An 18,253-nucleotide genomic window follows, 5' to 3' on the forward strand; every position below is an offset into this window, starting at 1 on the left:
ATGGGGATGCGAGGGCAATCGTGACGGAAGCACTTGAGGCGGCAAAGGACGGCTTTGATACATGGCTATCTGACTATATCGAGCGTGTTTCAGATGACGGCATTTCCCCAAATGTCGCCAGAAACAGCCGAAAGTTCATGGTGCTGGACCCCAAGGTTCACGAAAAGCAGTCCAACCAATCAGAATTTGTCCTGACCATCACAGACTATCTGGATCGATCCGTAACGCCTGAGCGGGTCAGCAAAGGCCGCGCAACCTTCAGAAATCAACGCCAGATGCTGAACGAGATTGCCGAAACCTATCACGTAGATGCGCAGGCCATTTTGGCGATCTGGGGTGTTGAAACAGATTATGGTCGGGTTCGGGGGGACTATTCAGTTCTGTCCGCACTTTCGACTTTGGCGCATTCGGGCCATCGCGCCGCGTTCTTCGAAGGCGAATTGACCGCCGCACTGACCATTCTTCAGAACGGCGACATCAAACCAAAAGACATGCTTGGATCATGGGCCGGCGCCATGGGGCACGGGCAGTTTATGCCCTCAAGCTTTCTGGAATTTTCCGTAGACCACGATCAGGATGGCAAGCGAGACATCTGGTCGAATGACCCAACCGATGGGCTTGCGTCGATTGCAAACTATCTGGCCAAACACGGCTGGCGCGAAAGCCAGCCTTGGGGCATCGAAGTTACCTTGCCCGATGGGTTCGACTTTACGCTAACCGGGCCCGAACACAGACACTCCATCAGTGATCTGAATGGCATGGGCCTGCGCACGCGGGACGATTCGAGCTTGCCGGATTATGGCGAGGCTTCCGTCCTCTGCCCGTCTGGTGCGACTGGCCCCGTTTTCGTGGTTAATCACAATTTCCATGTGATCCTGACCTATAATCGGGCCGAGGCTTACGGTATCGCCGTTGGGCATTTGTCGGATAGGCTGGCTGGGTCACGTGCAGCAATTTCGCGCTGCCCAGAGGGCCTGACGCCCCTAACCCGCAGCCTGATGATGGAACTTCAAACCCGAATAACGAAAGCCGGATTTGACACGCAAGGGGCCGATGGTTTCACCGGTCCCAATACAAGGTCTGCTTTGCGAGCGTATCAAAAGCATGCCGGGCTGGTGCCCGACGGGTTTGCATCCGAAACGCTTTTGGATCAGTTGCGCGCGAAGACCTGATCGGTCTTATTCGAACTCCATCTCGGCATAGACTTGGCCAGCGTTTTTGGTGGCCAGCTCTTCAAACGTATCATGATGGGCGAATGGCGACTGGTCGACATAGTAGGCTTCGTCCAGCGTTCCGCCCTCTTCCAATAGCTTGCCAACTTCGCCACGCAGATGCTTGAGGTATCCAATTGTGTGATCTTCGAGCTGCGCCATGTTGGTGGGGTAGCCGTGGCCGGGGATCACATAGGTCGCACCAATAGGGGCAAACACAGTTTCCCAAGTTTCGATCCAGCAGCTTGTGCAGGTGTCCTCAAAGATTGGCGGGATGCGGTTATGGAAAGCCATATCACCCGCGATCATCAGGCCTTCTTCGGGAATCCAAACCTGTATGTCACCGGGGCTGTGGGCGGGGCCGGAGTAAAGCACCTCGATGGTTTTTTCACCCATCGTGATGACCTCTTTTTCCTCAAACGTGCGGGTCGGACCCATCGGGTCGGTGCCTTCCCAGTTCTCCTGAGCGTAGCGCTTCATGCCTTCAAAAAGCTGACCAGCATATTCCTCGAATTCATGGGCAGCATCCACATGGGCCAGAACTTCGACCCCCTGCCCGATCCAGTAGTTGTTGCCAAGCATCGCGTGACCTTGACCGTTCTCGTTGATCACCAGTTTCACGGGCTGATCGGTCACCGCTTTGATCTCGGTATGTAAGGCTTCCGCAAGCTTGTAATTCGCGCCTGCATTCACAACGATCACGCCATCCCCGGTCACGATGAAACTGAGGTTGTTGTTGTGGCCAGAGTTCTCATAGGTCGGGGGGGCAGTAGCGCCGATCGCGGACCAGACATCCGGGATCACTTCGACCGGTTTCTCGTAAAGCACCGAGTTCGGGATACTGATCTGCGATGTCTTCATCTGCAAGCGCTGGCAGGGCAAGGCAGGTCAGAAAGGCGGTCGTAATGCGAAACATGTGTATCCTCCGAAAATCAGCTCCGGATAGATTGTCACATTCGCATGTGTTGTTCTAGTGGAAAGCGAGCGTTTAGCTTTGTGCGGCCTCGGCGGCGTCGCGGATCGCGCGGATGTTGTTGCCATAGACCTCGGGCTTGTCGACAGAGCCGCCTTTGAACACAGCAGAGCCGGCGACAAAACAATCTGCCCCTGCGGCGACCAGCGGGCCCACAGTGGTGGTATCTACGCCACCATCGACTTGGATGTGAATTTCACGATCCCCGATCATCTCGCGCACCTGACGTACTTTATCGACCGAGGACGGGATGAATTTCTGCCCGCCAAAACCGGGGTTCACACTCATCACCAGAACCATGTCACACAGCGGCAGCAGGTGTCCGATCACCGAAGCAGGCGTGCCGGGGTTCAGGCTGATGCCAGCTTTGGTGCCGGTGGCTTTGATGGCCTGAAGCGTGCGATGCGGGTGCGGGCCAGCCTCGTAATGGGCGACGATCATATCTGCACCGGCCTCGGCATATGCCTCGATATACGGGTCAACGGGCGCGATCATCAGATGTACGTCCATGAAGGTCTTCACATGCGGGCGGAAGGCTTTCACGGCGGGTGGACCAAACGTCAGATTCGGCACGAAATGTCCGTCCATCACGTCCACATGCACCCAATCGGCGCCCTGCGCTTCGATGGCCTGAATTTCCTGCCCAAAGTTGGCGAAATCGGCAGAAAGGATCGACGGTGCGATCTTGATGGAACGATCAAAGGACATGGCAGGTCTCCGGGCAGCAGTGCGTTGCCGCCCTTATAGAGAGTTTCGCGCATTTGCGAAGAGAGAAAGCGCGGTGGTTGCTACCGCTCTGGCAGCTCTGGATCACAACGTTTGCCTTGGATGCAAGCGGTCACTTTCTGAAGAGTTTCACGATCAGGTTCATCAAACGCAAACCCGCCGCAAGGATTGGTTTCCAGCAAGTAACGGCCACCGTCACGCTTCAGAAAAACGAGGTGCTCGACACCATTCGAAAGGCCACCGCACCACGGGCCAAAACATTGCACATTGATGTTGATGTCATGCACGAACTGCGCGGTGAAACCGGCTTTGGTCAGGCTTTGGCCATCGATCCGGCCCGTCAGATGATTGTCTGGTTTGACCTCTTCCTGACGATCCCAGTCTACTTGAGGCAGCTTGCTTTCGTCGAAGGTCAACTTGCCAAGCGCCACGACATAGCTGTCGTCCGACTTCGCCGCGTCATTAAAGGCCGCGATGGCGTTATAGGGCATACATGACAGGGCGAACCCCTCGCTTGGAAAAGCCAGTAACAGGGCGACGAACAAAGCACGCATTACAGAAACTCCTGAAAACCTTCCATCACTTTGGCATAAAGCGCACGTTTGAACGGCACGATATTTTCGACCACCTCATTTGTGGCCATCCATTGCCAACGGCTAAACTCTTGGTGGTCGGTTTCGATGTTCACCTGAGCATCTTCACCATGGAAGCGCATCAAAAACCAAAGCTGTTCCTGACCACGATAACGCCCCTTCCAGATCTTCGGCACAATGTCATGCGGCAGATCATAAGGCAGCCAGTCGTCCAGTTCGGCTTGGATGGTGACAAGATCGGCGGTAATGCCTGTTTCTTCCCACAACTCACGAAGCGCGGCATCGCGTGGGGCCTCGCCTTCATCCACCCCGCCTTGCGGCATTTGCCACGCGGTCTGGGTGCCCAGTTTCGGTGCATCCAGACGCTGACCGACAAAGGCTTTGCCCTCGCTGTTCAGGATCATGATGCCCACGCAAGGGCGGTAAGGAAGGCGGTTGATTTCTTCGGGTGTCATTGGGACCTCTTACTTTCAGCGTGATCCTACGGATCAGGGCGAAAATGACCAGAGCTGGAAACGCAAAAGGGCCACCCGAAGGAGGCCCTTTCAACACAATCATTACAGATCAATCGGCCAAAGCGATGGTCGACAGACCCTTGATTAGATCAACTGCATAAGACAGCTGGAAGTCGTCATCGCGCAGCTTTGCGGCTTCCTCTGCGGCTTCGCGTTCTTCTTCAATCTGACGGCGTTCGTCATCAGACAGGCTGTCATTGTTCAGACTACCGCGCAGATCGGCCTCGCTCCGTTGGCGACCGTTCTCTTCTTCACCATCTTCACTTTCGGGCTGACGTGGAGGCTGCTCTACAACGATGTCAGGCGATACGCCCAGCGCTTGGATCGAACGACCCGACGGCGTGTAGTAACGCGCAGTGGTCAGGCGCATAGCACCTTCGGACGCAACCGGCATCACAGTTTGCACCGAGCCTTTACCGAAGCTTTTGGTACCTACGACGATGGCACGGCGGTGGTCTTGAAGGGCACCGGCCACAATCTCAGACGCTGAAGCCGAACCGCCGTTGATCAAAACAACCATCGGTTTGTCTTCGGCCAGATCACCGGCTTCTGCGTTTACACGTTCGCTTTCTTCAGGCGTGCGCCCACGGGTCGACACAATTTCGCCTGTCTCTAGGAAGGCATCGGACACTGCGATTGCTTGGTTCAGCAGGCCGCCGGGATTGTTGCGCAAATCCAATACCACGCCATCAACATTCTCGAACCCGCCAAGGGTTTCGACTTCGCGCGACAGACCTTCAGCCATGTTGGAATAGGTCTGATCGTTAAATGTGGTGACACGCAGTACGATGGTGTTCCCAACGGAACGGGCGGTGGCGGCGGTCAGCTTGATCGTGTCACGAATGATCGACACATCGAATGGCTCATCCACGCCTTCGCGCACCACAGTGATGATGATTTCGGACCCAACTGGACCGCGCAGTTTGTTCACAGCTTCGTCCAGTGTCAGGCCCAGCAGGCTTTCGTTGTCCACATGGGTGATATAGTCACCGGTTTCCATCCCAGCATCATCCGCGGGGGTGCCGTCCATCGGGGACACAACGCGCACGAAGCCTTCTTCCTGCGTCACTTCGATACCAAGGCCGCCGAAAGACCCACGGGTCTGAACGCGCATATCCGCGGCGTCTTTGGGTGAAAGATAGCTGGAGTGCGGATCGAGCGACGACAGCATTCCGTCAATCGCTGCTTCAATCAGATCGGCGGAATCAACTTCTTCCACATACTGCGCGCGAATACGCTCAAAGATATCGCCAAACAGATCAAGCTGCTCATAGACGCTTGCATTCTCGCTTGCGTCTTGTGCCACCAAGGGTCCTGCGATCTGAGTGGTCAGAATGGCGCCTGCCAAGGTTCCGCCCAGTGCCGCCATCACGAATTTCTTCATACCATCAATCCTTGCCTGCCGCGAACCAGTTCGTGGGATCCACGGGCGTACCATCTTTTCTTAGCTCTATATAGAGCGTTTCTGTGCGTTCTGCGCCAGTTCCTTCCTCCGCTGCGATCAAAAATGCTTGATCACCTTCAGCATCGCCAGAAGGTTCGGCCCCGTCCATAAGCCCAACCGGGGCACCTTGGGCCAATACTTCGCCCACATCTCCATAAAGCTGCCCAAGCCCGGCCAGAACCAACAGGTAACCGTCGCCGGGCTCAAGAATTGCAACATTCCCATAATCCAGAAGCGGGCCAAGATAGCGAATCGTGGCGGGCCAAGGGGTCGTAACAATCGACAAAGGGCGGGTCGCGACGATCAGGCCGGGGCGCTGGATGCCAGCTGCATCACGTTCGCCAAACCCGCGGATCACGCGCCCAAGAACAGGCATCGCCAAACGTCCGCGCACCGATTGGAAGCTGGGCAAGGACGTTGCACTGGCCGTCGCGTCCGGGTCTGACATCAGGCCTTGCGCAAAACTTGCCAGTGTATCCGCACTTTCAAGCAGAGTTTTCATGCGCGCCTCATCCGCGATGAAGCGACGCGGCAATTCCGTGCGGCGCGCAATGGCAAGGCTAAGTTCGAACCGAGCTTCCTGAACGCCTGTCAGGCCAGCTTGCAAAGTGGTGACCGCATTTTCCTGAAGCGCGCGTAGCGTGCGTTGCTCTTCCAAACGGGCACGCAGGTCTTCGGCCTGCGCTTGTAGCGCCGGGGTCACGTCGGACAAGATCATGCCGGAACGCGCGGTGCCGACGGGGCCAGAAGGGTGCACAAGAAGGGCGGGTTCTGGCGCTTTACCAATTGTTTGCAAAACACCCAGTAGCTGACCCAATCGATCACTTTCCGCATCAAATGCCGCTTGCAGCGCAGCTTCACGCAGACTGATCCGGCGTAAGCCGGTCCGTAGCGAGGACAGGCCCTCTTCATAGGCTTGTACGGTCTGGGTTAGGGCTGCGATCCTATCCCCGGATTTTTCTGCTTCTTGCAAGGCTTGGGTCGCGTCTTCCAGCATCGTCATGGCCGCGCGGGCTGTGTGACTTGGATCGGATTGCGCCACAACCGGAAGCCCGGCGCAAAGCGCCAAACCAAGGCCCGCAATCAGGGGCTGGAGGGTACGCCGCAACCTCACCGGCTGATCAGACTTTCGCCAGTCATCTCGTCGGGTTTCGGCAGCGCCATTAACTCCAACAAAGTTGGGGCCAAATCGGCGAGACGGCCATGGTTCAACGAAATGCTGCTTGGCCCACCATAAAGGACCACTGGCACAGGGTTTGTCGTGTGGGCTGTATGTGGCCCGTTCGTCGCATCATCCCACATGGTTTCGCAATTGCCGTGGTCAGCCGTGACGATCATCGCGCCTCCGACCTTTTCCAGCGCAGCGATCACACGACCCAGCCCGTCATCAACGGCTTCACAGGCGGCGATCGCAGCGTCCAGATCACCGGTGTGCCCGACCATATCCGGGTTGGCATAGTTGGTGACGATCAGGTCATAACCTTCATGGATCGCCTCCACGAAATGTTCGGTCACGTCGGGGGCCGACATCTCGGGCTGCAAGTCATAGGTCGCAACTTTCGGGCTTGCGGCCATATAGCGTGTCTCACCCTCTACCGGATCCTCTTTGCCGCCGTTCAGGAAGAAGGTGACATGGGGATACTTCTCGGTTTCAGCGATGTGGAACTGGGTCTTGCCGTGCTTTGCAACCCATTCGGCCAGCGTGTTTACAATATCCCGCTTTGGGAAACAGGTGGTCATATAGGCGTTATGCGCGTCGGAGTATTCGACCATGCCCAGAAGGGCGGACAGGGTCGGACGGGTGCCAACGTCAAATTCATCAAATCCCGGCTCGCCAATGGCGCGCAGGATTTCACGAGTCCGGTCGGCGCGGAAGTTGATGAAGAAAAGGCCGTCGCCCTCCTGCAATCCGGCATGTTCGTCGATGATGACCGGGCGGATGAACTCATCCGTCGTCTCGTTGTTATAGGCCGAGGAAATCGCCGCATCGACCGTGCTGAACACTTTGCTATCGCCCTGCGCAATGGCTTTGTAAGCCAGCGAAACGCGCTCCCACCGGTTGTCGCGATCCATGGCGAAATAGCGGCCCGACAGGGTGACAATACGCGCACCGTCAGGCAGGTCAGACTGAAACGCAGCCAGCTGTTCGCGGGCAGAGGCCGGCGCCACGTCGCGCCCATCAGTGATGGCATGGATTGCGATCTTCAGTCCGGCATCGGTCAGCGCTTTCGCAGCGGCAACCATATGATTTTGATGGCTGTGAACTCCGCCCGGGCTGACAAGGCCCGCGATATGGGCAGTGCCACCAGCGGCTTTGACTTTGGCGGCGAATTCCAGAAGCGCTTTGTTCTTGAAAAAGCTGCCATCCTCGATCGCCAAATCAATTTGACCCAGAATCCATCGCCACAACACGGCCTGCGCCGATGTTGGTGTGACCAACCTCGGAATTCCCCATCTGACCAGTGGGCAGGCCAACATCAGGGCCATGCGTAATCAGAGTGTTGTTGGGACAGGTCGCCACCAGCCGATTAAAATTCGGCGTGTTCGCTAAAGCGGGCGCATTAAAGGCGCTGTCCTCGCGCAGACCCCATCCATCAAGAATGCACAAAACAACAGGTTTTGGGGTGGTCATCGCGGGGTCCTCTGGCTGCTCTCGCGTATATCTATGGGGTCAGAGGGGCGTGTGCAACGTTTGAGGTGCCACCCTAGACCCGATGATAGGGACTGCCTGCCAGAATCGAGGCCGCACGGTAAAGCTGTTCGGTCAGCATTACGCGGACCAGCATGTGGGGCCAGACCATTTTGCCGAATGAAATACTGGCATCCGCCTTGGCGCGCAGCGACGGGTCAATACCGTCCGCACCACCAATGACAAAAGCCACATCGCTGCGCCCGTCGTCACGCCAACGGCCTAACAGATTTGCAAAATCGGGTGACGACATCACCTTACCGCGCTCATCCAATGTGCAGATCAACGCGCCCTTTGGAATAGCGCGTTCCAACAAGGGCGCTTCGGCGGACATGCCGCCACCTTTTTTGTCTTCGACTTCATGTATGGAAAGCGGGCCAAGACCCAATGCACGCCCAGTTCGATCAAACCGGGTGACATAGTCATCAATCAGGTCAAGTTCGGGGGATTTGCGCAGCCGTCCGACTGCGCAGAGATGAACACGCATTCATCCGCCCCCCGTCAGGTTGCGGCGTCAACGGCGCCGGGTTCCATCCACATTTTTTCAAGCTGATAGAACTCGCGCACTTCTGGGCGGAACACGTGAACGATTACATCGCCCGCGTCGATCAGAACCCAATCGCCCTGACCTTTACCTTCGACTTTTGAGAAGACGCCCATCTCTTGCTTCAGCCGTTCATTCAGCTTCTCAGAAATGGCAGCAACTTGACGTGTCGAACGGCCCGAACAAACCACCATGTTATCGGCAATCTGCGACTTGCCGTTGAGGCTGATCACCACGACGTCTTCGGCTTTGTCATCTTCAAGGGATTTCAGGATAAGGGCCAGCGTCTGTTCACTGGCGGATTTTCCGGGGTTAGCCGTCATTTCGGGTTTCCCTGCAGCCGCACCTGTTGCGGCTTCTGTTGGCAAAGACAGGACATTGTCCTCCTAACGCTGCGCACCGATACGCCCCGGTGCTGGGCAGTGAAGAATCGTACCACTGCTTTCACATAAGCTCAATCCATCCTGTATCAAGCCCGCGTGAAGGGGATGTAAACAGGTCACGGATCGATTTTCGGACCCGCATCCTCAAGCATCTTAATCTCACGCTGCGGGAATGGGATTGAGATCCCGTTTTCTTGGAACGCATCCCAAAGCGCCAGATACACGTTGCCGCGAATGTTGGTCAGCCCGCCCGACGGATCGTCGATCCAGAACCTAAGGATGTAATCGACAGAGCTGTCGCCAAATCCGACGATATGGCAGACCGGGGGCCGAAAGCTTAGCACGCGATCCACACTGCGGGCGGCGTCGATCGCGATTCGGCGCACTTGGTGGGGATCATCGCCATAGGCGGTCCCAAAGAAGATATCCAAACGCACAAACGAATTGGTGTGCGACCAGTTCACCACCTGCCCGGTGATCAGGTCTTCGTTCGGGATCAGGTATTCGCGTCCGTCCCGCGTCACCACAGACACGTAGCGCGCGCCCAGTTGTTCGATCCAGCCAAACGTGTCGCCAAGGCTGATCACGTCGCCCGGCTTGATCGATTTGTCCAAAAGGATGATCACACCAGAAACAAGGTTCGACACAACCTTCTGAAGACCAAAACCAAGACCCAGACCGATGGCACCTGACAGGAAGGCAAGACCGGTCAGGTCCACACCCACCGCCTTCAGCGCAATGAAGAAAGCCGCGCCATAAAGGCCCATCTGCAGGAACTTGACGGCAAGAACCTTCATCGAGGGCGAGATATCCTCGTTTTCCTGAATGCGGGCTGCCGAGCCGCGACTGAGCATTCTCGCCAACGCAAACAGGATACCGAGAATTACGGCCACTCTTAGGATGGTCCACAGGGAAATTCGGAAATCCCCGACCTCAAGCGCAAGGTTGTCCAGCACGCTGGCGGCTTCCTGCGTTATGCCCAGGAAATACAGTGTTACGTAGATCCACATGCCCCACATTGCCGTTCGACGGATGGGGCGGTTTTCGATTACAAAGGCAACTAAACCCACCAACAGCCAAGCCGTGACGATGGTGGCCACCAGCGCAATCAAATAGCTGCGCGAGGGCCATGTGACCTCACGCATCACTGAAACCGTGCCCCAAGACAGCACAATGTAGATCATCATCGCTATGCGATTGCGAAGATGGATGGCGAAACGTAGCTTCCGTTTGGACCAGCCTTCACGTCCGCGTAGCCAGTCCTCGACCCTTGGACGAAGAAGGCGCGAGGCGATAAACGCCGCCGCCATAAGTCCCAGAATGATCAGGACCTGATAGAGCCGCCAAGTCTGGCCAAGGCTGAGAATGAAGTCACCCCCGTCTTCCCACAGCGATTTTAGCTGTTCGGTCAGGTTTTGCCCGGCGGCTTCGGCCGGCGGTTCAGGTTTGACTTCGGCTGCGGGATCCTGCTCCATTCCACCTCCTTTTTGGCAACATGACACGGGCGGATGCGAAAGGTCCATAGGCTCTCCCCTTGCCCTTAAGACCGTGACGGGTTATCTCAGCGCCATGACTCGGATTTTTGACATGGATGACCACGCGTTTCTGCCGTGGCGCTTTTTCGGCGCCCGGAACGCGGTGCTTGCCTGCCTATAAGCCTTAACGCCCGTTCAGTCGGGCGCCCGATCCCTGTTGCCCTACCCTTTTTCCTGACCATCCACGGAGAGCGAAATGACCGCCCCGAAGACACTCTATGATAAAATCTGGGACGCCCATGTGGCCCACGAAGCCGAAGACGGCACAACTTTGTTGTATATCGACCGCCATCTGGTTCACGAAGTAACCAGCGCACAGGCCTTTGAAGGTTTGCGCATGGCAGGCCGCAAGGTGCACGCCCCGGACAAGACGATCGCTGTGCCTGATCACAATGTGCCGACCACAGCGGGTCGTGAAGATCCCGCGCAGATGACCGAAGAAAGCCGCATTCAGGTTCAAGCACTGGACACGAATGCCAAAGAATTCGGCGTGCATTACTATCCAGTATCGGACGTCCGTCAGGGCATCGTGCACATCGTTGGTCCCGAGCAAGGCTGGACCCTGCCCGGCATGACCGTCGTCTGCGGCGACAGCCACACCGCCACCCATGGTGCGTTCGGCGCACTGGCCCATGGGATCGGCACATCCGAAGTTGAACACGTTCTGGCCACGCAAACGCTGATCCAGAAGAAATCCAAAAACATGAAGGTCGAGATCACCGGCAAGCTGAAACCGGGCGTAACTGCCAAGGACATCACGCTGGCCGTTATCGGCGAAACTGGCACCGGTGGCGGCACCGGCTATGTCATCGAATATTGCGGTGAAGCGATCCGCGATCTGTCGATGGAAGGTCGCATGACTGTCTGCAACATGGCCATCGAAGGCGGCGCCCGCGCTGGCCTGATTGCCCCCGATGAGACCACCTTTGAATATGTCAAAGGCCGTCCCCACGCACCGAAGGGCGGGCAGTTCGAGCAGGCTTTGGACTACTGGAAGACGCTCTTCACCGACGAAGGCGCGCATTTCGACAAGGTCGTCACGCTGAAAGGCGAAGAGATCGAACCCGTTGTGACCTGGGGCACCTCGCCCGAGGATGTTCTGCCGATTTCTGGCGTAGTGCCCAGCCCTTCGGATTTCGAAGGCGGTAAGGTCGACGCGGCTGCACGTTCGCTTGACTATATGGGTCTGACACCGGGTCAAAAACTGACCGATATCGAGATCGATACAGTCTTCATCGGGTCGTGCACCAATGGTCGTATCGAAGACCTTCGCGCCGTGGCTGATGTGGTCAAAGGCAAGAAGATCAAGGACGGCATTCGCGCCATGATCGTTCCCGGATCGGGTCTGGTCCGCGCTCAGGCCGAAGAAGAAGGACTGTCCGAAATCTTTGAAGATGCCGGTTTCGAATGGCGTCTGGCGGGATGTTCCATGTGCCTTGCCATGAACCCCGATCAGCTGGCGGAAAACGAGCGCTGTGCCTCAACCTCGAACCGTAACTTCGAGGGTCGTCAGGGCTATAAAGGCCGCACGCATCTTGTGTCGCCCGCCATGGCAGCCGCCGCTGCTTTGACTGGCAAGCTGACCGACGTTCGGGAGCTGATCTAAAGTAGAGAGTGAAGAGGTTTTCATGACGATCAAACGACGCAATTTTCTGACGATGCTGGGGGCCGCCGCAACGGCGCCCCTGATCCCAGCCCCTGTATTGGCGGCTGCCCCAACGGCGGCTGTTGGTTACAATCGGTATCAATATGGGCTGGCAGTTTTTCATGCCCGCACCCGCGTATCCGTTGGTGTCGCGGATTTGATGTCCCGCCTGAATGTCTCGGGCGCAACCGCCCAAGCCATGATGGCGGAAATGAAAGCCTCGGGTGTTATCACCCCCGTTCTGAACTCTGCCGCAGGCGCGATGCGCGCAATCAAGCCCAACAGCGTTGATCCCAGATCAGCCGCTGAACGGATTGCGGAAAAGGCCGGGAACATGATGCGCTCTGCACTGACAAAATCCGGGGACGAAGCCGCCCCCGAAGACCAGACATATATGGAAAGCGCGCCTGAAACGGCTGCGCAGGAGACCGAAAATGGAAAAGTTTGAAAAACTTCACGGCATCGCGGCGCCTATGCCGCTGGTGAATATCGATACGGACATGATCATTCCGAAAGTGTTCCTGAAGTCGATCCAACGCACGGGCTTTGGCAAAAACCTGTTTGACGAAATGCGGTTCAACCGAGATGGCACCGAAATACCTGATTTCGTACTGAACAAGCCGCAATATCGCGACGCCGAGATTCTGATCGCTGGCGACAACTTCGGCTGTGGCTCGTCACGCGAACATGCGCCTTGGGCGATTGCAGATTTCGGCATCAAATGCGTGGTTTCGACCAGCTTCGCCGACATCTTTTTCAACAACTGCTTCAAGAACGGCATCCTGCCGATCGTCCTGCCGCAAGAACAGGTCGACACGTTGATGGCAGACGCAGAAAAAGGCGCTAACGCACGCATGACCGTTGATCTGGAAGCGCAAGAGATCACCACCTCGGACGGCGAAACCATCGCGTTCGAAGTGGATGCCTTCAAGAAGCATTGTTTGCTGGAAGGTCTGGATGACATCGGTCTGACGATGGGGAAAAAAGCATCAATCGATGCTTTTGAAGCCAAGGCATCTGCCGCGCGTCCTTGGGTCTGATTTAAAAAAATTACACTATAGTTTAGGGGCTGACAGGTGCTGTTAGCCCCTTTTTTCGTACCGACTTGGTGCAAACCGGCATCATTCTCGCTGTTTTTGGATACGATTTGGCACCCAATGCGTGCAAAACTTGCGAAATCAACTGATCCCGCGCAGTATCTGCTCAACCACCCTGGCTTGAATCCAAAAGGGGCAAGCGACGGAACAAGGATGCGGCATGAATCGCACCGTCCGTATAGCGGAGGAAGAGGCATTGGTGAAACGACTGATAGGCGCCATTGTGCGTGCTTGTCTCGTAGTGATATTGATTGCGACACCCTCGATCCTGGTTCCAGGGGTCAGCCAAGAGGGTGGTCAAACTGTAGCTGTACTTGCCCTTGCCGCAGCAGCGCTGACCACGTTTGAATATGCATCCACCTATCCCAGCATTGTCGAATTCCGCGATGCCCGCCCTTTCAATCGCATCCGTTTCTTATCGCTTTTCGCGTCAGTTCTGTGCTTGTCCATCATCGCCCGTTCGCCAATCGATCCATCGCTTTCAGTCGAGTTTCTGACCGCGATCGGCATTCTTGTCGGGCAAGCGATTGATTTCCCCTACAGCCCGGTTCGTGCAGTGGTATCGATTTTACCAGCCGACGCACCTTTTGCGGATCTTGTGCAGCTGCGTGCTTTTGCAGGAATGAGCTACTTGATCTCACTGGTGTCCGTTGCGATTTTTCTCATCGCACTTCGTCTGACCAATTGGCCCTTCTATCGCAAAACCAGTTTCAACGTCTGGGTAAACCTACCAACATTTGACCCAACCAGCGGGGGCGACATCGTTCGCCGCTTGAAACGCGATGCACGTTGGAACATCGCCCTAGGTTTCCTGTTGCCCTTCCTGACCCCAATTCTGGTCGTCGAAACGGCAGCCCTATTCAACACGTTCGATGTCATCGATCTTCAGACCATGATTTGGACCGTCACCGCTTGGGCGTTCTTGCCTGCCAGCTTGTTTATGCGCGGGATTGCGATGCAGCGTGTCGCAGTGATGATCCGTGATGAGCGCGAGCGCAACGGCTCTCCCGCCCGCAATGGACAGCTTGTAACCGCATGATACGACCCCTTCTGGCGCTGTGGTTGGTACTTGTTCCTTGCACGGCCCTGTCCGACAGTTTGCGTATCGCGACCTACCACGCTGATCTGCGCAAAAAGGGGCCGGGGCTTCTATTGCGCGACATCTTGAAAGTGGACCCGCAGATCGCAGCACTGGCGCAGGTGATTTCTTATGCGCGACCTGATGTTCTTGCGCTTCAGGGGTTCGATTATGATCTTCAGGGGCACGCGTTGGCGGCATTTCAGGCCCATCTGGATCATATCGGCTATCCTATGCCCCACAGTTTTGCCGCCGCTCCGAACACCGGGATCGCCACTGGCTATGACCTTGATGGCGACGGACGACTTGCCGAACCCGAGGATGCGCAGAGCTTCGGGCGCTACACCGGGCAAGGCGGTATGGCGGTCCTGTCCCGTGTTCCGATTGGGCAGGTGCGCAACTTCTCGGACCTGTTGTGGAAGGACATGCCCAACGCGCTTTTTCCCGAACCGGGCGAAGAGCAACTGCCCGCACCTGATTCACTTTCAGTACTGCGTTTGAGCAGTGTGGCGCATTGGGACATCGAACTAATCCCCGAAAACGGCCCTAAGTTTCATCTGCTTACCTTCCACGCCAACACACCGGTTTTCGATGGGCCCGCAGACCGCAACGGTCGCCGGAACCATGACGAGGTTACGTTCTGGGCCAAGTATCTGGATGGAGCACTGCCGTTCGCAGCCCCCACAGCTCCAGTGATCACTGCAGGCAATTCCAATCTGGACCCGATGGATGGCGATGGGCGACATGAAGCGATCAAAGCACTTCTGACTTACCCGCAGCTTCAAGACCCAACTCCACAAAGCGCCGGGGGTGCTGCGGCGGCCGATCAGGATCATTTGGCCGACCCATCGCTTGATACTGTCGACTGGCCTGATGGCAAACCGGGCAATTTGCGGGTCAGCTATGTTTTGCCAGACGCTCGTTTCCACGTGACTGACAGCGGTGTGATCTGGCCCGCACCAGACGACCCTTTCGCACAAACTGTGGAAACTGCATCGCGCCACCGGCTTGTCTGGGTCGATATCGACTTTTAGACCGTTGTTTTCTTGACCCTGAGCGCCCGGCAGGCTAGGCCCATTTGCGACGAATTCAGTGCAAGGAATGCCCCTATGACAAACCCCTCTCTGCTAATTCTGCCCGGTGACGGTATCGGCCAGGAAGTGATGGCCGAAGTGCGTAAAGTAATCGACTGGATCGGTGACAAGCGTGGCGTGACCTTCGACGTAAGCGAGGATCTTGTCGGCGGTGCAGCCTATGACAAACACGGCGTGCCTTTGGCGGACGAGACGATGGCGAAAGCCCAAGAAGTTGACGCCGTTTTGTTGGGTGCTGTTGGCGGCCCGAAATACGACGATCTGGACTTCTCGGTAAAGCCGGAACGCGGCCTTTTGCGCCTGCGCAAGGAAATGGACCTGTTTGCCAACCTGCGCCCAGCCCAGTGTTTTGACGCGCTGGCCGACTTTTCTTCCCTGAAGAAAGACATCGTGTCCGGTCTGGACATCATGATCGTACGCGAGCTGACCTCGGGCGTTTACTTTGGAGAGCCGCGCGGCATCTTTGAAGAAGGTAACGAGCGTGTGGGCATCAACACCCAGCGCTACACCGAAAGCGAGATTGAACGCGGCGCACGAGCCGCCTTCGAACTGGCGATGAAGCGCGGCAAGAAATTGTGCTCGATGGAAAAAGCCAACGTGATGGAATCGGGCATCCTCTGGCGTGAAGTTGTTGAACGTGTAGGCAAGGAATACCCCGAGGTTGAGCTGTCCCACATGTATGCCGACAACGGCGCTATGCAGTTGGTACGCGCACCCAAACAGTTTGACGTGATCTATACCGACAACCTGTTTGGCGACATCCTTTCGGATTGTGCCGCCATGCTGACCGGATCGCTCGGTATGCTGCCTTCGGCCTCGCTTGGGGCTCCGATGGCAAATGGTCGCCCGAAAGCCATGTATGAACCCGTACACGGTTCAGCGCCGGACATCACAGGCCAAGGCAAAGCCAACCCCTGCGCCTGTATCCTAAGCTTCGCCATGGCGCTGCGTTACAGCTTCGACATGGGCGCGGAAGCCGACCGCCTGGAAACTGCGGTTGAGAAGGTTCTGGCCGATGGCACCCGCACAGGTGACCTTCTGAACGAACCGGGTGCGACCCCTGCGACGACATCGGAAATGGGTGATGCGGTGATCGCGGCGCTGGACGCCAGCCTTTAAGAATTTTCCCCTTCGGCCTTTTCGGGGGCCGAGGGGAACCCCTGCCGCGCGACCGACTGATAATGCGCCACGCGTTCGGCATGATGCAGGCTTCGATCAAGCCAACGCATCGCATCTGTATGCGCAAAGACCTCTTGCAGATCATAAATCCCAGCATGTTCGCCCAGCAATAGTCCGCGACGGTGCTTATCTTTTCTGTGACGAACAACCGCGTGAAGCCGTGAAAGACGTTCGGCATCGGCTGTGCTTTGGGTTTCTTCCGTAAATCGCCTAAGCGCGGCCCCAACAGCCAAAGTGGGACGCCGCAGGACGTGATCTTCCAGCAGCTCACCAACATGTGTGGTCTGGCTTGCGCGATTGATCAGTCGTGACATGTGATCGGTCTGATGCAACAGCGCTGAATAGGTCTCTTCCTCGACCCGATTGTCCAGTTCGGGATGGATGTGGGACAGAAACTCGGAAAGCTCGGCCAGTGCTTCTTGGTAGGGCACCAAAGCGGATATGCCGCGGTAGTCGGGTTCAACCTGCATCGCACGCCCTAGAGCCGAGAACAGCCGGGCAGCAATCTTGTCGCTTGCCCCCTGAGCCGCCACCAGCGCTGCGTCCGTATCCGCAAGCAAACTGCGATCCAAAGCGATAAGCCTGCCTTCGCCCTTGTCGGGCACCAGATATGAAACCATGGCGGCAAACCGTTTGGTCATGGGCAGGAAAGCCGCCGCACCAATCAGGTTGAATCCGGTGTGAAAAACCAACAGTGCGGTCAGCGCATCAAAGCTTTCAGCCACCCAGCCCAACAATGGGAGGATGAGCAGAAGAAAGGGAAAAGCAAACGCGGCAGTCACACAGTTGAAGATCAGGTTGGCGATGGCCGTTTGGCGCATTGGCAGAGAGCCCCCGACCGACGCCAGAATGGCCGTAAAGGTTGTGCCAATATTCATCCCGATCACAAGGGCCGCGGCTTGAACCAGCTCGATCGCGCCGCCTTGCAGAAGGACCAAGGCCAAAGCCATAGCGGCACTGGAAGATTGCATGACGATGGTCATCACCAACCCGACCCCTACCAGAAACAGCAGCCCCCATATTCCATTGCCCGGTAAAATGTCCGGTGTGACTGTTTCTTTGAACCCGCCAAGGCCGGTCTGCATCAGTTCAAGCCCGATGATCAAAAGACAGAGCCCTGCAAGCCCGCGCCCGACGCGTTTCCACATGCTTTTGCCCAGCAGATCCAGAAGGCTCGCGGGCAAAAGAAGCACCATCGCCGCAATTTCCAGATCAAGCTTGAACCCGACCAGCGACACCAGCCAGCCAGTTGCCGTTGTTCCGATGTTGGCACCGTAGATAATGCCCAGCGCTTGAACCATGGTCAGCAACCCGGCCCCGACGAACCCAACCGTCAACACAGTTGTCGCGCTGGACGATTGAATCACTGCTGTGCCCAGTGCTCCGGTGATGACGCCGCGCAAGGGTGTGGTGGTAAACTGGGCAAGCAAACGGCGCAGGTTAGAACCTGCCGCATCGCGAAGGGCATTCGTCAGGATTTCCATCCCGACCAGAAACATTCCGATGCCACCGATGGCATAGTAGATCTGCACGCTTTTGCCCCAGCT

At 56.7% G+C, this 18,253-nt stretch carries 16 protein-coding genes and 2 pseudogenes; 7 read left to right on the plus strand and 11 right to left on the minus strand.

The features are described from left to right. Window positions 1-20: 20 nt before the first annotated feature. The gene (locus tag AC0L6A_RS00395; protein WP_473291472.1) at window positions 21-1,172 is read left to right on the plus strand and encodes a lytic murein transglycosylase; all 1,152 of its coding nucleotides are present in this window, start codon (window positions 21-23) and stop codon (window positions 1,170-1,172) included. Window positions 1,173-1,178: 6 nt separating this feature from the next. Here AC0L6A_RS00395 and AC0L6A_RS00400 read toward each other — a convergent pair. The 10 genes and pseudogenes from AC0L6A_RS00400 to AC0L6A_RS00445 all read right to left on the minus strand — a co-directional run bounded on the left by AC0L6A_RS00400 (window position 1,179) and on the right by AC0L6A_RS00445 (window position 10,553). Next, a pseudogene (locus tag AC0L6A_RS00400) lies at window positions 1,179-2,127 on the minus strand (MBL fold metallo-hydrolase). Between the two features lie 72 nt (window positions 2,128-2,199). Beyond that, entirely contained in the window at window positions 2,200-2,892 is a 693-nt protein-coding gene (gene rpe, locus AC0L6A_RS00405; RefSeq protein ID WP_473291473.1) for a ribulose-phosphate 3-epimerase, read from the minus strand. An 80-nt stretch (window positions 2,893-2,972) separates the two neighbouring features. Next, the gene (locus AC0L6A_RS00410) at window positions 2,973-3,464 is read right to left on the minus strand and encodes a hypothetical protein (protein WP_473291475.1); all 492 of its coding nucleotides are present in this window, start codon (window positions 3,462-3,464) and stop codon (window positions 2,973-2,975) included. Beyond that, window positions 3,464-3,958, minus strand: a complete 495-nt coding sequence (locus tag AC0L6A_RS00415; RefSeq protein ID WP_473291477.1) for an RNA pyrophosphohydrolase — start codon at window positions 3,956-3,958, stop codon at window positions 3,464-3,466. The genes AC0L6A_RS00410 and AC0L6A_RS00415 overlap by 1 nt, the downstream gene beginning before the upstream one ends. 109 nt (window positions 3,959-4,067) lie before the next feature. Further along, window positions 4,068-5,402, minus strand: a complete 1,335-nt coding sequence (locus AC0L6A_RS00420) for a S41 family peptidase (protein WP_473291479.1) — start codon at window positions 5,400-5,402, stop codon at window positions 4,068-4,070. A 4-nt stretch (window positions 5,403-5,406) separates the two neighbouring features. Then, the gene (locus AC0L6A_RS00425) at window positions 5,407-6,570 is read right to left on the minus strand and encodes a murein hydrolase activator EnvC family protein (protein WP_473291481.1); all 1,164 of its coding nucleotides are present in this window, start codon (window positions 6,568-6,570) and stop codon (window positions 5,407-5,409) included. A gap of 2 nt (window positions 6,571-6,572) precedes the next feature. Then, window positions 6,573-8,094 (minus strand): annotated as a pseudogene (gpmI, locus tag AC0L6A_RS00430) (2,3-bisphosphoglycerate-independent phosphoglycerate mutase). A 73-nt stretch (window positions 8,095-8,167) separates the two neighbouring features. After that, window positions 8,168-8,638 (minus strand): 23S rRNA (pseudouridine(1915)-N(3))-methyltransferase RlmH, encoded by a 471-nt coding sequence (rlmH, locus tag AC0L6A_RS00435; protein ID WP_473291483.1) that lies wholly within the window; start codon window positions 8,636-8,638, stop codon window positions 8,168-8,170. A 14-nt stretch (window positions 8,639-8,652) separates the two neighbouring features. Further along, window positions 8,653-9,018: a ribosome silencing factor gene (rsfS, locus tag AC0L6A_RS00440; protein WP_473291484.1), complete on the minus strand. Its 366-nt coding sequence runs from the start codon at window positions 9,016-9,018 to the stop codon at window positions 8,653-8,655. 176 nt (window positions 9,019-9,194) lie between these two features. Then, the gene (locus AC0L6A_RS00445) at window positions 9,195-10,553 is read right to left on the minus strand and encodes a mechanosensitive ion channel family protein (RefSeq protein WP_473291486.1); all 1,359 of its coding nucleotides are present in this window, start codon (window positions 10,551-10,553) and stop codon (window positions 9,195-9,197) included. A 256-nt stretch (window positions 10,554-10,809) separates the two neighbouring features. Between AC0L6A_RS00445 and leuC the strand changes: the two genes are divergently transcribed. The 6 genes from leuC to leuB all read left to right on the plus strand — a co-directional run bounded on the left by leuC (window position 10,810) and on the right by leuB (window position 16,646). After that, window positions 10,810-12,219 (plus strand): 3-isopropylmalate dehydratase large subunit, encoded by a 1,410-nt coding sequence (leuC, locus tag AC0L6A_RS00450; RefSeq protein WP_473291488.1) that lies wholly within the window; start codon window positions 10,810-10,812, stop codon window positions 12,217-12,219. Window positions 12,220-12,241: 22 nt separating this feature from the next. Beyond that, the gene (locus tag AC0L6A_RS00455) at window positions 12,242-12,706 is read left to right on the plus strand and encodes a hypothetical protein (protein WP_473291489.1); all 465 of its coding nucleotides are present in this window, start codon (window positions 12,242-12,244) and stop codon (window positions 12,704-12,706) included. Next, on the plus strand, window positions 12,693-13,298 hold the full coding sequence (gene leuD / locus AC0L6A_RS00460) for a 3-isopropylmalate dehydratase small subunit (RefSeq protein ID WP_473291490.1): 606 nt from the start codon (window positions 12,693-12,695) through the stop codon (window positions 13,296-13,298). The genes AC0L6A_RS00455 and leuD overlap by 14 nt, the downstream gene beginning before the upstream one ends. A gap of 217 nt (window positions 13,299-13,515) precedes the next feature. Then, complete coding sequence (locus AC0L6A_RS00465; protein ID WP_473291491.1) at window positions 13,516-14,394, plus strand: hypothetical protein; 879 nt, start codon at window positions 13,516-13,518, stop codon at window positions 14,392-14,394. Continuing rightward, window positions 14,391-15,467 carry an endonuclease/exonuclease/phosphatase family protein gene (locus tag AC0L6A_RS00470; RefSeq protein ID WP_473291493.1) on the plus strand — a complete coding sequence of 359 codons (1,077 nt, stop codon included), beginning with the start codon at window positions 14,391-14,393 and terminating at the stop codon, window positions 15,465-15,467. The genes AC0L6A_RS00465 and AC0L6A_RS00470 overlap by 4 nt, the downstream gene beginning before the upstream one ends. Window positions 15,468-15,542: 75 nt before the next feature. Next, the gene (gene leuB / locus AC0L6A_RS00475) at window positions 15,543-16,646 is read left to right on the plus strand and encodes a 3-isopropylmalate dehydrogenase (protein WP_473291494.1); all 1,104 of its coding nucleotides are present in this window, start codon (window positions 15,543-15,545) and stop codon (window positions 16,644-16,646) included. Here the strand turns inward: leuB and AC0L6A_RS00480 are convergent. Then, window positions 16,643-18,238, minus strand: coding sequence for a Na/Pi cotransporter family protein (locus AC0L6A_RS00480; RefSeq protein WP_473291496.1), 1,596 nt, complete (start codon window positions 18,236-18,238; stop codon window positions 16,643-16,645). The genes leuB and AC0L6A_RS00480 overlap by 4 nt on opposite strands. Window positions 18,239-18,253 lie beyond the last annotated feature (15 nt).

Source organism: Aliiroseovarius sp. D2-2 (assembly GCF_055809455.1).

Coding starts and splice junctions, on each gene's coding strand:
- rpe (WP_473291473.1), bottom strand. CDS start 2,892: ATGTCCTTTGATCGTTCCATCAAGATCGCACCGTCGATCCTTTCTGCC.
- AC0L6A_RS00410 (WP_473291475.1), bottom strand. CDS start 3,464: ATGCGTGCTTTGTTCGTCGCCCTGTTACTGGCTTTTCCAAGCGAGGGG.
- AC0L6A_RS00415 (WP_473291477.1), bottom strand. CDS start 3,958: ATGACACCCGAAGAAATCAACCGCCTTCCTTACCGCCCTTGCGTGGGC.
- AC0L6A_RS00420 (WP_473291479.1), bottom strand. CDS start 5,402: ATGAAGAAATTCGTGATGGCGGCACTGGGCGGAACCTTGGCAGGCGCC.
- rlmH (WP_473291483.1), bottom strand. CDS start 8,638: ATGCGTGTTCATCTCTGCGCAGTCGGACGGCTGCGCAAATCCCCCGAA.
- rsfS (WP_473291484.1), bottom strand. CDS start 9,018: ATGACGGCTAACCCCGGAAAATCCGCCAGTGAACAGACGCTGGCCCTT.
- AC0L6A_RS00445 (WP_473291486.1), bottom strand. CDS start 10,553: ATGGAGCAGGATCCCGCAGCCGAAGTCAAACCTGAACCGCCGGCCGAA.
- leuC (WP_473291488.1), top strand. CDS start 10,810: ATGACCGCCCCGAAGACACTCTATGATAAAATCTGGGACGCCCATGTG.
- AC0L6A_RS00455 (WP_473291489.1), top strand. CDS start 12,242: ATGACGATCAAACGACGCAATTTTCTGACGATGCTGGGGGCCGCCGCA.
- leuD (WP_473291490.1), top strand. CDS start 12,693: ATGGAAAAGTTTGAAAAACTTCACGGCATCGCGGCGCCTATGCCGCTG.
- AC0L6A_RS00465 (WP_473291491.1), top strand. CDS start 13,516: ATGAATCGCACCGTCCGTATAGCGGAGGAAGAGGCATTGGTGAAACGA.
- AC0L6A_RS00470 (WP_473291493.1), top strand. CDS start 14,391: ATGATACGACCCCTTCTGGCGCTGTGGTTGGTACTTGTTCCTTGCACG.
- leuB (WP_473291494.1), top strand. CDS start 15,543: ATGACAAACCCCTCTCTGCTAATTCTGCCCGGTGACGGTATCGGCCAG.